General features: G+C 47.8%; 12 protein-coding genes. 7 read left to right on the top strand and 5 right to left on the bottom strand.

The features are described from left to right. Positions 1-47: 47 nt before the first annotated feature. Positions 48-905 carry an SDR family NAD(P)-dependent oxidoreductase gene (locus V4U88_RS17690; RefSeq protein WP_334074671.1) on the bottom strand — a complete coding sequence of 286 codons (858 nt, stop codon included), beginning with the start codon at positions 903-905 and terminating at the stop codon, positions 48-50. 149 nt (positions 906-1,054) lie between these two features. Here V4U88_RS17690 and V4U88_RS17685 point away from each other — a divergent pair, with 149 nt between their 5' ends. Together V4U88_RS17685 and murI are read left to right on the top strand one after the other, a co-directional pair. Next, positions 1,055-1,555 (top strand): MarR family winged helix-turn-helix transcriptional regulator, encoded by a 501-nt coding sequence (locus tag V4U88_RS17685; RefSeq protein ID WP_334074565.1) that lies wholly within the window; start codon positions 1,055-1,057, stop codon positions 1,553-1,555. Next, positions 1,536-2,327, top strand: a complete 792-nt coding sequence (murI, locus tag V4U88_RS17680; protein ID WP_334074670.1) for a glutamate racemase — start codon at positions 1,536-1,538, stop codon at positions 2,325-2,327. The genes V4U88_RS17685 and murI overlap by 20 nt, the downstream gene beginning before the upstream one ends. Here the strand turns inward: murI and V4U88_RS17675 are convergent. Further along, positions 2,320-4,029 (bottom strand): DUF4127 family protein, encoded by a 1,710-nt coding sequence (locus V4U88_RS17675; protein WP_334074564.1) that lies wholly within the window; start codon positions 4,027-4,029, stop codon positions 2,320-2,322. The two genes, murI and V4U88_RS17675, sit on opposite strands and share 8 nt — an antisense overlap. Positions 4,030-4,201: 172 nt before the next feature. Between V4U88_RS17675 and V4U88_RS17670 the strand changes: the two genes are divergently transcribed. Together V4U88_RS17670 and V4U88_RS17665 are read left to right on the top strand one after the other, a co-directional pair. Further along, on the top strand, positions 4,202-4,786 hold the full coding sequence (locus V4U88_RS17670) for a TetR/AcrR family transcriptional regulator (protein ID WP_334074563.1): 585 nt from the start codon (positions 4,202-4,204) through the stop codon (positions 4,784-4,786). A 141-nt stretch (positions 4,787-4,927) separates the two neighbouring features. Further along, a complete protein-coding gene (locus V4U88_RS17665; RefSeq protein WP_334074562.1) occupies positions 4,928-6,142 on the top strand; it encodes an MFS transporter in 1,215 nt (404 codons plus the stop codon). 84 nt (positions 6,143-6,226) lie between these two features. Here the strand turns inward: V4U88_RS17665 and V4U88_RS17660 are convergent, their stop codons facing one another. Then, positions 6,227-6,781: a helix-turn-helix transcriptional regulator gene (locus tag V4U88_RS17660; protein WP_334074561.1), complete on the bottom strand. Its 555-nt coding sequence runs from the start codon at positions 6,779-6,781 to the stop codon at positions 6,227-6,229. A 162-nt stretch (positions 6,782-6,943) separates the two neighbouring features. On the opposite strand from V4U88_RS17660, the gene V4U88_RS17655 reads away from it, so the two are divergent. Then, a complete protein-coding gene (locus V4U88_RS17655) occupies positions 6,944-7,837 on the top strand; it encodes a hypothetical protein (RefSeq protein WP_334074560.1) in 894 nt (297 codons plus the stop codon). Between the two features lie 30 nt (positions 7,838-7,867). Here the strand turns inward: V4U88_RS17655 and V4U88_RS17650 are convergent, their stop codons facing one another. Continuing rightward, positions 7,868-8,503 carry a phosphatase PAP2 family protein gene (locus V4U88_RS17650; RefSeq protein WP_334074559.1) on the bottom strand — a complete coding sequence of 212 codons (636 nt, stop codon included), beginning with the start codon at positions 8,501-8,503 and terminating at the stop codon, positions 7,868-7,870. A 288-nt stretch (positions 8,504-8,791) separates the two neighbouring features. Here V4U88_RS17650 and V4U88_RS17645 point away from each other — a divergent pair, with 288 nt between their 5' ends. Both V4U88_RS17645 and V4U88_RS17640 read left to right on the top strand, forming a co-directional pair. Continuing rightward, entirely contained in the window at positions 8,792-9,796 is a 1,005-nt protein-coding gene (locus tag V4U88_RS17645) for an aldo/keto reductase (RefSeq protein WP_334074558.1), read from the top strand. A 125-nt stretch (positions 9,797-9,921) separates the two neighbouring features. Then, a complete protein-coding gene (locus tag V4U88_RS17640; RefSeq protein WP_334074557.1) occupies positions 9,922-10,575 on the top strand; it encodes a glycosyltransferase in 654 nt (217 codons plus the stop codon). Between the two features lie 683 nt (positions 10,576-11,258). Here V4U88_RS17640 and V4U88_RS17635 read toward each other — a convergent pair. Next, positions 11,259-12,122, bottom strand: coding sequence for a CPBP family intramembrane glutamic endopeptidase (locus V4U88_RS17635; protein ID WP_334074556.1), 864 nt, complete (start codon positions 12,120-12,122; stop codon positions 11,259-11,261). Between the last annotated feature and the right edge of the window lie 123 nt (positions 12,123-12,245).

Here is a 12,245-nt window from a genome sequence, read left to right as displayed (position 1 = left end):
CAAATGTAGAGTATCTCATCCTTCGGATTACCTGAACAGATCTTCCTTTAAACTATCAGCAAATCCTCAGTGGCCTTCCACAGCCGACGCTGCATTTTGGGATCTCCTCCGGGCGGCACGGGTTCAATGGATTTGCCGGTTCCGTCATTAAAATATCCGCCGGTTATTTTTTGATATTCCGGCTCTACAATCAATCGGGTAATAATCTCTGCTCCTCTTCGCGGATCTCCGAGACGAAGAACCTTCAACAATCGCTCTAATATGGGGGCGAACCATAATTCTCGTCCGAGTCCGGTCACATTAAATCCCGGATTTAACGCATTTACGCTGATTCCCGTATTCGCCCACCGTCTCGCCAGTTCGGCGGTAAACATAATATTTAACAATTTCGTCTTTCCATAGAAGAGGGAGGAGCCGCGAGCGGTAAAGGAGCTTGTATCGGTTAAATCCTCGGGCAGCTTTAAAGTGCCGTGACGGCGTGAAGCTTCGGAGGCAACATTGACAACTCTGGCTTCACCTGCATTCAGAAGGCTGGATTTTAGCAGATGTGTCAGCAGCCATGGGGCAAAATAGTTGACCGCCATCATTTCGTGAAACCCCTCTGACGTAATGCGGGGCTCAAAAGCATGGATTCCCGCATTGTTCAACAGCACATCAATTTTAGGGTAAGCGGCGGCAATTTCACCCCCAACCCGTCTAACATCATTCAATAGTGATAAATCCCCATGAAAAAAATCAACTTTCGCTTGTGGCGCATTCGCCGCAATCCGCTTTTCCGTAACTCCGGCCCGTTCTTTACTCCTGGCAGTCAACACAAGGTTATAACCGCGTCTCCCCAATTCGATGGCGACAAGCTGTCCAAGACCGCTGGTGGCACCCGTTATAACAACCGTTTTTTTAGGCATCGTCATTTCCCCTTCATGTGATACAATTTTTAAAGTAGTCATTCAAAACAACAGACGAGATATAATTGATATATGTCTACTATATTTATTTTGTTGATATATGTCAATTAAATTCGGGCTGTTTATTGTGTGCAGAAAGGTGACCGGCGATGGAAAAGAATGAATTGGATAAAAAGCCGAGGGGGAAATTGGAACTTGAGCTAGGCGAGCAGATTAACGCGCTCATCAGTGCCTCGCATGCCCTGAATGTCAGAGCTGCAGCGAGATTTGATTCCTCATTACAGCCCGCAGCCTTCCACATTGTTCGTTGGCTTTACTCGTTTGGCCCGACTAACGCCGCCAGTTTAGCGGAGTCGACTGCGATGGATCGAAGCTCGGTAAGTCGCCTTGTCAAACAGCTCCAATCTTTGGGGTATGTGAACAAAGAGGCGTCCCCAAGCGATGGACGGGGAGTTGTATTATCTCTTACCGAACTTGGACAACAGAAAGTGGTTGAAGCGCTTAAGGAGAAAGAGGACGTTTTTTATAAACGAATCTCGGACTGGGAAGATGACGAGCTGCGTGATTTTATCCAAATGCTCAAGCACATTAATGGATTCCAGCAGAATAAAAATGAGAAGAGTGAAAATCATGAGGATAGGATTTTTTGATTCCGGTATAGGCGGATTAACGGTACTCCATCAAGCAATGCGGCTCTTACCCCAAGAGGATTACATCTTTTATGCGGACACTTTACACGTTCCCTATGGCGAAAAATCGAAGGAAGAAGTGCGGGAGTATATACTTCAAGCTGTTGAATTTATCGCTAATCAAAAGGTAAAAGCTTTGGTAATTGCCTGCAATACCGCCACAAGTATTGTGATTGAAGAACTGCGCCAGCGGTATAGCTTTCCTATTTTAGGTATTGAGCCGGCTGTAAAGCCGGCCGTTGAAAAATGGGAGGGGAGACACAAGAAGGTTTTAGTGTTAGCCACCAAACTAACCCTGAGAGAGAAGAAGTACCATGACCTGGTTAGTAAAGTTGATCACGGAGACATCGTTGACAGCTTGCCTTTGCCGGAACTTGTACAATTTGCAGAGCATTTTGAATTCAACGAGGACAAAGTTATCACCTATTTGAAAAATGAATTGTCCGCGTTCGATATAGAACAGTACGGAACGGTTGTATTGGGATGTACGCACTTTCCCTATTTCAAAAGATCCCTTCGAACTCTATTTCCTGGAGATGTTGATTTTATATCCGGAAGTGTGGGGACCGCCAAAAACCTAAAACGCATCCTTGAAGCTAAAAATCAGATTCACGATGGCACGGGTGACATCCAATTTTTTAAATCGGGCATTAAAGTGGAGGACGAAGAAATCTTGTCACAATACAAAGAGCTTTTTGTAATTCTCGATGAATTGGAGAAAGAGCTCACTTGAGCACAACAGTGGGATTAAGCGTAATTTCGAACGCACGCCCCCAGATATACTTCGGATTATTGCATTCCAGGGTAGCGCTGCTGTATTCCGCCAACGACCAGGCAGAACCGCGGATTTGCCGCACGTTATAGGAAGCATCCGTATCACCAATCATAAATGCCGGCTTGGCACGAAGCATAGCCGTATGGGTTTGCATTTGATCCCGAAGCAAAGCGGTTAAATATTGATAATCCGATCGCGAATTGAAAAGAAGCATATTTTGATCGGCTACACTTTGTGGCAGGTTAGCATACTTCATGTGATCTCTTGAATATTTCCGGACTTCGGCTATAGCTGCCGCTTTATAGTAGTAGTCTTTCAGGAAGCGCTTGAAGAGCAGTGATCCATGCGTATTGACAGCAGCACTAAGGGCGGCAGGCCGCGTCTCCGTAACCAGGAAAGCATAGCGTGCCTGTCCCATGCCCAGCGAAATTCCGATTTTATTCCCCGCTGTGTTCCAAGCGCTGTATCCCAAGATCCGCCCGGTGAATGGACTTGCCAGTAACGCCTCCGTCACAGTAGGGTCGGAAGCGCCTCCTCCCACAAAATCAAGAACAACGGTTGCCTTATGATCCGCCCCATTACTATTCACCCGGCAAGCGGCAATAGAAGCCTGGTCGGCGGCGGTGACGGCAATCACTTCCACATCGGGAGAACTTGAAACGAGTTGGCCGCCGATGATGTCCACATGCCGCAGAATATTATCATGTACATTCATATATTCATAAGGATTTATGATCGTGGAGCCGTGAGGACCGTAATATTGAATGCTATACCTGGTTTTGGCGCCGCCCCGGCGCAACTGGTTAGCCATGCGCGCCAAGAGGGAGTGCCCCAAGCCGTCCGCATCCGGCAGTATAATCGCCCGATTTGGATTTTGGCCGCCGCAGCCGCCTAATGAATGATTAATATAACGTTCCACGAAGCGGATTTCATTGATCTGTACGCCCTCGGTTTTCGCGTCGTCTACGCCAACAGCCAGGAAATCAATGAAACCGGGCTTGGCCAGCTGGTCCAATACGTATAAGTTTGTTTTAAACTTGTGTTGCCGAGCGAAGTAGTACTGATTCTTATCGAAGTAGGCGGTGTCTCCATAAGGAACTCCGTCACTCGATAGATTATAACCATGTAAAATATCGTTAAATTCGCTGAAAGTTTGCCGGGGCTGCCCCATAAAACTGCGGGATTCCGTATAGGCGTCAAAATCAAGATCTTCGACAAACGTATTTGTAGCCAACCGCATAATCGTATCTAGCACATAAACCGGCTTGCATGGATATAGCTGTTTAACCTCGCGAATGACATCAAGCAAATTAATCGCAGCGGCATCAAAATCGGGATATGTTCCTCCTCCGTTTGCCCGAAGACGTCTGCTGCCGATCAGCCCGCCATAAACCAGCATATCGATGGAAACAATAAAACCATCAGCCGTTGCGGCATTAGTAAAAATGAACTCACGAATCTTGGCGGTATGGCCGAAGGCAGGTGAAGACGTGCCGATCAGATGATCGCCGCAAGCGTCAGCCACGGAATCAAGCCGATTTCGAATATCGGTCAAGCTAGGCGTAATAAGCTCCAGCCCTGCGGAGTGTCCTTGGCGAATGACATCATCCAAATTAATGGGCCGATCGTCTAAAGGTACATACAAAATTTTCTTCATCATCGTACTCCTTTCAAAATGAAGATGAGCCAAGCTCTCATTTAAATAGGTAATTTTGCAGGCCATTTTACAACTGCTAGAAAGCTAATTTTTTGCTTGAGGCAGAAATTCCGAAAAAATACTGGACTATTCATTCCAGTTGGATTATACTGGTGTTGGAAAGGAGGAGATATCGATGGGACGGACCAAAGAATTTGACCGGGAGCAAGTGCTTCGCAAAGCGATGATCGTATTTTGGGAAAAGGGATACGAAGCAACAAGCATTCCGGATTTGTTGGAATCCATGGAGTTAAGTAGATCCAGTTTGTACGAAACGTTTCAGGATAAACAGACGCTCTATTACGAGGCGGTGCAGGCTTACAAAAAAATGTCGCAAAAAAAACGCGACCTGCTGATCAACGCCCCTTCCGCCATCGACGGGATCCGGCAGTATTTTGAGGTACATATCACTAACGCATTTGCTACGCACGGCGAAGCTTTTCCAAACGGATGTCTGATTACGAACGCATCGATTGGCCTGGATGCCATGGATGAGCCATTGCAGAAAGAGATTCGCCAAAGCTTTACGGAATTGGAGCGGCTCTTTTATGAGAAGTTAAAGAAGGGGCAAGAGACGGGTGAAATAGCCCCCGAGAAAGATATTAAAATGTTCTCGTACCTGCTGCTGAATCTGAACCACAGTATAAACGTGATGGCCAGAATCCAAAGCAGTAACGATAAAGTACGCGCAATGATGTACGCGGTCTTCGAGATGCTATAATTTTTTTTAATCAAATCGGAACGATTGTTCCAAAAAAAGAACCCTCTTTCCAAAGCGTAGAGGGGGAGAAAACCCATTCTTATTTCGGAACAATCGTTCTGATATTGTGAAGTTACATTCTATAATGAGGAGTGTTTTTTGATGAAAGCAATCGCTAAGGAGAAATTGGAGAATTCCGTTTCGTCATGGATCACGCTGATACTTGCTGTAGCGTGCGGTCTAATTGTTGCCAATCTGTACTATACTCAACCTTTAGTGGAATCGATCAGTTCGGCTGTCGGGTTATCTTCGGAAGCTGCCGGTTTGATCGTCACGCTGACCCAAATCGGTTACGGAATCGGCTTGTTATTTATCGTTCCCTTGGGAGATTTGCTGGAGAACCGCAAGCTGGTGATCACGCTGCTGATTTTGACGGCCGTCGTTTTAATCATCGCCGCTGAAGTCCATAGCGCTGCTCTGTTTCTTGCCGCCTCCTTCTTGATAGGGGTTGGGTCCGTCGCGGCCCAGATCCTGGTTCCCTATGCGGCCCATTTATCCCCTGAAGAGACGCGGGGACGCAATGTAGGCAATGTAATGAGCGGTCTGTTATTGGGCATTATGCTGGCTCGTCCGGTTTCGAGTTTAGTGGAAAATTATTTCGGCTGGCACGCCATTTTTATTATTTCCTCCGCCGTGCTGTTGGTGCTCGCCCTTGTTTTGGCCAAAGTGCTTCCGGCAAGACGGCCGCAAACCGCCGTCAGCTATCCGGCGATCATCTCATCCATGCTGCAGTTGTTGAAGACGACGCCGATTTTGCGGCGCCGGGCGCTGTATCACGCTTTTCTGTTCGCGATGTTCAGTCTGTTTTGGACAACGGTCCCGCTCGTTTTAACGAGTCCGCTGTTTCACTTTTCTTCAACAGGAGTTGCGTTGTTCGCTTTGGCCGGGGTATCCGGTGCGGCAGCTGCGCCAGTAGCCGGCCGCTTTGCGGATAAAGGCCTGATACGTCCGGCAACCGCATTATCCATCGCGCTGGTGATTCTTTCGGGACTTTTGCCGATTCTGTTTGCCGGAGGTTCGATTTTCTCCCTGGTGATCCTGGTGCTGGCCGCCATCTTGCTGGATATGGGCGTGTCCGCCAATTTAGTATTGGGACAGCGGGCGATCTTCTCTTTGGGCGCCGAGGTCCGGAGCCGGCTGAACGGCTTGTATATGGCGATCTTTTTTACCGGTGGAGCCATAGGCTCCGCAGCAGGGGGATGGGCTTACGCAATGGGCGGTTGGAAAGCGGCGATGGGTCTTGGCGTTCTTTTTCCGGTCTTGGCGTTGCTGTACTTTTTTACGGAAACAAAGAGAGCAGGGGGCGACAAAAATTGAACTATTGTCGAGTTGGCCTTATTGAGTAGAACAGGAAAGCATCCAATCCGTCTGCGGATTTGGATGCTTTTTTTAGTAACAGATTTAACGATGTAAAGAGCGGTATGCCAGCGGGGTAAGTCCAACTTCCTTTTTAAATAAATGGTAGTAATGGCTTAAATTATTGAAACCGGCTGAAAGAGCGATGTCCGTAATGCTGAGATCGGTGGTTGCCAGCATATATTTGGCATAGTCCAACCTCAGGAGGTTGATGTACTTAACCGGCGTAGTCTGAAGGAATTGCTTGAATACCCGGTTAAGGTGTCCGGGACTGCGCCCGGATAGCTCATACATCCGTTGAACTCCATCGGTAAAGTTATCCTTCCGCTGCATTTGCAGCAGCAGCTCTTCCAGCCAAAGCGGAAAGGCGTCTTCTCTTGTACGCTGATGTCTCCAAAAATACATCATAAGCAGTTCGACCAGGACAGCCCTCAGCAAGCCCGAAACTTGATGCTTGTCCGAGACAAGACGAATCCGGTCAAGACGATCCTTCACGCGCTCCAGTTCGCTTGCCTGCAATACCGTTACCGGGGGCAGAAAAGAGGACAACAAACGGTCGGCATCCACGGCTTTGTCCAGGAACGAAAAAACCTGATGCAAGGACCTGTTTGACCAGGCAAATATTCCCTATCCGTTCCCGGGTTATGCCGATGTGCGGAAGGAAGCCCTTGACCGAAATGTAGGGAAAATTTTCTTGTCACTTTTTTAAAGAAATCTTGGTAAGGTAGGAGCATAGCATTCAAAAAAAGGTGATGAGTTACTATGATGAAGAAACGCTGTTTGTTCTGTGATGAGATTGTTCCCGCTATTTCGGAAAGCGATTATGATAAGTATATGGGCTGTTCCTGTTCACCAGGCGGGTTCTATAACCTGCGGAAAGGCAGCTATGAAGCTATACAATCGTTCCCGCACCAAAAGAAACGCGAATTGTTTCATTTGGTATCCGCTTATATCCGGGAGCAAACGGATGGTAATAAAAAGGTCACTCTATCCGTCAACGATTTGGATTCCATTGCGAAATCTCCCGAAATTCCCGTGACCATTGAAGACAAAGGAAATCGTCTACTCCGGTATTTGTACAGACATTCTAAGGGTCCGGGGGAGACGGTTGTCATTCAACCGCTTTCCAGCAACTATAACCTGACGTATTCCCCCAATCTGCAAGAGTTGGTATATATCATTGATAAGCTGAGAAGCGAGCACTTGCTCATCAGGGAAGGGATCACCTTTCAGCTTACTGAAAAAGGATGGAACGAAGCAGCCGCCAGCGCCGGAGGAAAAAACTTGAAGCCATGCTCTGTTCTTATCCCGGATGAGGGGGATTTGCGTACGGAGTGGCTGGCCGGGCTGTTCCCTATAATCGAGCAGTACGGTTATCTGCCGCGCTTGCTTACACATAAGGAAACGGAGAACCGTGAAGCGCGCTTCATGGAAATGATATCGGACAGTAAACTCGTTATTGCCGATTTAACGGGTCAATCTCCCGAAGTGTATTTTGCGGGGGGATATGCGCTGGGTTTGGACATTCCGGTCATTTGGACCGTGAACAGCAGGGATGCCGATACGCTTCATGTAAAAGTTAATGAGATCCGTCCAATAGCTTGGGATAACGTTGAAGAACTGTCGGTCATTCTCCAGCATAAGTTGTGTCTATAGAGTCGAGCGGGATGGAACCGCTGTCCCTGCTCAGGAATGTCGTGACATAAACTTCGGATACAACATGATGCTTAGGGTCAACCAGCAGCCGCTAATGAAATAGCCTCCGATTACATCAGTCGGGTAATGAACTCCTAAATAGATCCGGCTGATTCCGATGGCGAATATAAACAGAGTACTCAAAAGGATGACTACCGAGCGGCCTAACGAAGTAGACACATGACTCCATATCAGGAATGCTAGGGCACCGTAAAAACTGAACGCAGCCATGGAATGACCGCTCGGAAAGCTGTAGCCTTCAGCTTCGATAATTCGGTGAATGACGGGTCGCGCCCGATGAAACAGCAGCTTTAGTCCCCAATTGATCAGGGTTGAGCCAAACATCACACCGGCCAGAAAAATCAGTTCCTTCCGGTGCCCCAGGACTGTATATAAAACGAACATTACCGTGATTATCAGGAGAAGAACCGGAAGTCCCCCTCCGATAGTTGTAAAAAACTTCATAAGAATCGTCAAAGCTGGTGACTCCCATTGGCGAATCCATGAAATGATAACTGTATCAAAATTGCGTAATGTGTTGTCTTGAACAAACGAGGCTGTCAGTCCAAACCCTAGAGTACATAATATAAGTATAACGAGTGTGATGAAGAGCTTCATTTTGAACATGTCGTACCTGTTTCCTCCGAGACTAGTTGTTATTGATTATTTTAGCATCAAACAAATTGTTTTCATAACAATGGATTTATACTGGACCGAATTTGAAAGAGTGTAATAACATTATGACATGTACTTTTATCACAGTGACATTCCAATCCGCATGAATTATAAGATATACTTGAGTTGCCTGATGTTAGATCCTAAACCTTGTGACATATACATCATTCCTCCGGGCACGTCGAATGTTGGCGTTCGAGGTGGACATTTCGGCAAAAATATAAGAAAGGATGAAACCAGGTGACTTATAACGCGCAAGAGAATCGATACGAGAAAATGGAGTACCGGCGGATCGGACGAAGCGGCGTCAGGCTGCCGGCCATTTCGCTCGGCTTGTGGCAAAACTTCGGCGGGGACAAACCGTTTGAGGATAGTCGGGCAATGATATTACGGGCGTTCGATCTTGGTATCACGCACTTTGATTTAGCGAACAATTACGGTCCGCCTCCCGGATCGGCCGAGGAGAACTTTGGAAGCGTTTTAAAAAAGGACCTTGCACCTTATCGGGATGAACTGTTTATCTCAACCAAAGCCGGCTTTTACATGTGGCCTGGTCCGTACGGTGAGTGGGGATCGAGAAAAAACCTGCTTGCAAGCCTGGACCGCAGCCTTCAGCGAATGGGACTCGACTATGTAGATGTCTTTTACCATCACCGTCCCGATGGTGATACCCCGTTAGAGGAGTCGATAGGAGCGCTTGCCCACGCCGTAAAGTCAGGAAAAGCGCTTTATGTCGGCTTGTCCAATTACGGACCGGAGGAGACGAAACAAGCAGCTGCGATCCTTAAGGATCTTGGTACACCGCTGCTCGTTCACCAGCCTATGTATTCCATGCTGAACCGGTGGATCGAGAACGGACTGCAGGACGTACTGGCTGATGCGGGAGCCGGCACAGTGGCTTTCTGCCCGCTGGGTCGCGGACAGTTGACGGGAAAATATATCGATAAGCTGGAACTGGAGTTTAAAACGGGCCTACGCACGCTGAAACCGGAGGCCGTTTCTCAGGAGCGGATCAACAAATTTCGCGCACTGGAGGCGATCGCGAAGCGCCGCGGCCAAACGCTGCCGCAAATGGCGCTGACATGGGCACTGCGCGAAGGCGGCGTCGATTCAGTGCTGATCGGTGCAAGCCGTGTGAGCCAAATCGAAGAAAACGTCCAGGCGGTACATGCGGATCCGCTATCAACAGCCGATCTTCAGGAGATCGACAAGATTATGCATAATATCGGGGATGTCCCTTGGTAAAAGCAAAAGCAACGGAATAGGATACACCCTCGCTTCGTACGCTGACTAACCCTCTGTATTTAACCTGATAACGCAACCATAATAAAAGAGAATGCTTTATCCAAACGCAGAGGGGAGCAGATGAAGTGAAAAATAAATGGTTGCTGGCGTCGCTGTTAACGTTGGCGCTTGTTATTGGCCAGACGTCGGCAGTAGTATCCGTGCAAGCGAAGGCTGGCGAAAAGAAGGATTCGACTTGTTTAAGTCCCAAAATGGTGCAGTTGAAAGGCGAAATGCAGAAGGCTTGGATCGACCATACAATATGGACGAGAAGCTATATCGTCAGCGCCATATCTAATCGTCCGGACCAGAAGGACGTATTGAACCGGCTTTTGCGGAACCAGCAGGATATAGGCAATGTGATCAAACCTTATTACGGGGAAGCCGCCGGCAACAAGTTGGCTGATCTTCTGAGGGAACATATTCTGATCGCAGGGAAAATTGTCGAGGCGGCCAAAGCGGGCAATCAGGCGGATGTAGCAAAATTAGAGACGGATTGGCATAGAAACGCTGACGATATCGCCGAATTTTTAAGCGCAGCGAATCCAAACTGGCCGTTTAAAACCATGCAAGATATGCTATATACGCACCTTCAGTTGATTACGGAAATAGTCCTGAACTGTATCAAAGGAGATTGGAAAGCGGATATTGCAGCAACCGACAAAAACGAGATCCATATGATTCATTTTGCGGACATCCTGACAGAAGGCATTGTCAAACAGTTTCCTGAAAAGTTCTAAGCGATAGCGATAGACGCTGCAGCGCAGTTTGCTTTGATAATCACTGTCTTAAAAACCAAGAACCAGAATCCATCGGGGATTCTGGTTCTTTTGCTAGTACGCCCAGCATGGGCGTCATCTCTAGGGTGAGAGTCCCGAACGGGGGCTGGCGAGCGCCTACCGTTAGCCAAAAGCAAGGGTGTCCATCGCGAGGTGGAATCTGAAGGAAGCCGGAGGCAAAAGCACGGGCCAAGGTACACGAATTGGATTTGAGGCAGGATTAGTCGGATGAGTTGCCTAGACACAACAAAATCCAAAGCCGCCAAGGGCTAATCTTGTAGACTCCCGTGGTCGCGGGCGGAAAGATGACGCTCTTATCTGGGGAGGCCTGTGGGAAAAGAAAAATGCGAAGTCACTTCGTAACCGCAACCGAGAGGTTGCGCTGAATCCACAGGAGTCAGCAGAGGCCATAGTGCGTAAGTACGGGACGCCGGAAAGCGGAAGGTCGTAAGCCGAAAGGAGAGAGGAAACCGATGCGTTCGAGTGAAGAGCAAAGACAGCCGAATATCCCGGAAGGGAGCTGCCAGCAAAGAGAAACGGTGAAGCCGTCAGGGTATGCTGGAGCGCCGAGCTATCCACCGGCACAAATCGCCCCTTCCTCCCGCCAAGCACAGAACGACTTGCTAGAGCGAATGCTCGAATGCTTACCGAGTATTATTAATTTTTAGTCTCACCAAGCAATAAATCAGCATGACAACCAGCCCTAGTATAAGTCCGATCAGACCTTCTCCGTTAATAAGCAGAAGATTGCCCTGCATGATTCCTTGCGTGTTTTTATAGATGTCTCCAAGAACTGTAGTATTTACAACATTCCATACGGAATGGATGAATAAGACGGGAATCAAATTTTCGGACAGGTAGTAACAATAACAGAAAGGCATGTTAAGCAAAAAGACGACTCCAAACTGAACGACTGTAACCAGTAAAGGATGCTCCATCCCCGTCGCTTTGGCTAAAAGATAAACTACCGGGGCATGATAAAGTGCCCATATGATGCCAATTGTCAAGACAGCCTTAACCTTGCCGTAAACCGTGGTGAGCTTAGGCAGCAAATAACCGCGCCAGCCGTATTCTTCGCCGAGTACGGTAAACAGGTTGAAAAAGATTGTCACCAGCGTCGTAATCACGTGGTCCCAAGAAAACCACTGAGCCGTGCTAGATTGAGCCAAGCCGGTCATCCCGGCAATTCCGGCCGATAAGATGATAAATAGAAGCGGGTATAAAATCCCGAAGGCAAGAGCTTTGATGTTCATGCGTTTGTGAAAGCAGGTCGTCCGGGTGTTGTTGATTTTGTCAAAATAAATGGCGGTAATCGCCGGTACTGCCATTATCACCGCAAAATAGCGTACGCCATTTTCGGGTTGGACAAATAGAATACAGGCAATCGACCAGGTAATGGCAAGGACGGTAAGGGCATAGAGAAACGGGACTTTAGCATTTGTTCGTGCTTGTGTTGAAAAGATCAATGAAATTCCACTCCTGTCTTCATTATTTTGCTTGAATCCCATTCTAACCTCAGTGTCCCTTCACGCATATAGACTTTAGTCATTCCACACTCATTACTTTCGTAATCTATTCCTCCGGAACCCAAGCTTGTATACTACTAAGATAAGAAACCGAAAAAGGATGAC

This window comes from Paenibacillus sp. A14 (assembly GCF_036864815.1).
Taxonomy (GTDB): domain Bacteria; phylum Bacillota; class Bacilli; order Paenibacillales; family Paenibacillaceae; genus Fontibacillus; species Fontibacillus sanfengchensis.
Note: the sequence above shows the minus strand (reverse complement) of the source record. Positions and strands in the feature narration are given on the sequence as shown.

Coding starts and splice junctions, on each gene's coding strand:
- V4U88_RS17685 (WP_334074565.1), top strand. CDS start 1,055: ATGGAAAAGAATGAATTGGATAAAAAGCCGAGGGGGAAATTGGAACTT.
- V4U88_RS17655 (WP_334074560.1), top strand. CDS start 6,944: ATGATGAAGAAACGCTGTTTGTTCTGTGATGAGATTGTTCCCGCTATT.
- V4U88_RS17650 (WP_334074559.1), bottom strand. CDS start 8,503: ATGTTCAAAATGAAGCTCTTCATCACACTCGTTATACTTATATTATGT.
- V4U88_RS17665 (WP_334074562.1), top strand. CDS start 4,928: ATGAAAGCAATCGCTAAGGAGAAATTGGAGAATTCCGTTTCGTCATGG.
- V4U88_RS17635 (WP_334074556.1), bottom strand. CDS start 12,122: ATGGGATTCAAGCAAAATAATGAAGACAGGAGTGGAATTTCATTGATC.
- V4U88_RS17670 (WP_334074563.1), top strand. CDS start 4,202: ATGGGACGGACCAAAGAATTTGACCGGGAGCAAGTGCTTCGCAAAGCG.
- murI (WP_334074670.1), top strand. CDS start 1,536: ATGAGGATAGGATTTTTTGATTCCGGTATAGGCGGATTAACGGTACTC.
- V4U88_RS17690 (WP_334074671.1), bottom strand. CDS start 905: ATGCCTAAAAAAACGGTTGTTATAACGGGTGCCACCAGCGGTCTTGGA.
- V4U88_RS17675 (WP_334074564.1), bottom strand. CDS start 4,029: ATGATGAAGAAAATTTTGTATGTACCTTTAGACGATCGGCCCATTAAT.